The organism is Hymenobacter lapidiphilus (genome assembly GCF_013377885.1).
GTDB classification, from domain to species: domain Bacteria; phylum Bacteroidota; class Bacteroidia; order Cytophagales; family Hymenobacteraceae; genus Hymenobacter; species Hymenobacter lapidiphilus.
The window spans coordinates 1-478 of record NZ_JABKAU010000115.1; the positions used below are offsets into that span (position 1 = coordinate 1).

1 protein-coding gene is annotated in these 478 nt (G+C 51.3%); it reads right to left on the reverse strand.

The window, feature by feature from the left end:
- Positions 1-46 precede the first annotated feature (46 nt).
- Positions 47-394 (reverse strand): hypothetical protein, encoded by a 348-nt coding sequence (locus HW554_RS20350; RefSeq protein WP_176910358.1) that lies wholly within the window; start codon positions 392-394, stop codon positions 47-49.
- Positions 395-478 lie beyond the last annotated feature (84 nt).

Sequence of the window (478 nt, forward strand, 5' to 3'; positions counted from 1 at the left end):
AAAACGGTCCGAAGGTAAACGCTCTCCTTTCAATTGAATGAGCCTTTTACTGCAAATGCTCGGGCAAGTGAGCAAAGCTGTACCCAAGGCCTTCGTACATTGTATCTGTCGTGCCAATCCGGCCAAAGATGGTATCGGTTAGGCCCTCCTGCACGATGCTGGCCACGGCGTTGAGAATAGTTGCTACGCGCAGGTTGTCGACAATAAACATGTCCACGCTCCAGAAATAGGGCTCGGGAGAGCGAGCAAGCAGGGCTTGCACGTTGCGAACCGTGAAGACCGTGGCAAAGAAGACTTCCCCGGTGTCGAGGACGATGTTTAGGTCTAAGTTATCGTCGAATACGTCCTCGACGTGGTACCCGGCGGGGCAGCAAACCTTGAATTGCGGAATCATAACAGCAAGCGTAACGGGCGAACATCACAAAGCTATCAAGTCTTTACAGGCTTGGTTGATACCATCATAGTTCACTAAAACGGT

Coding starts and splice junctions, on each gene's coding strand:
- HW554_RS20350 (WP_176910358.1), bottom strand. CDS start 394: ATGATTCCGCAATTCAAGGTTTGCTGCCCCGCCGGGTACCACGTCGAG.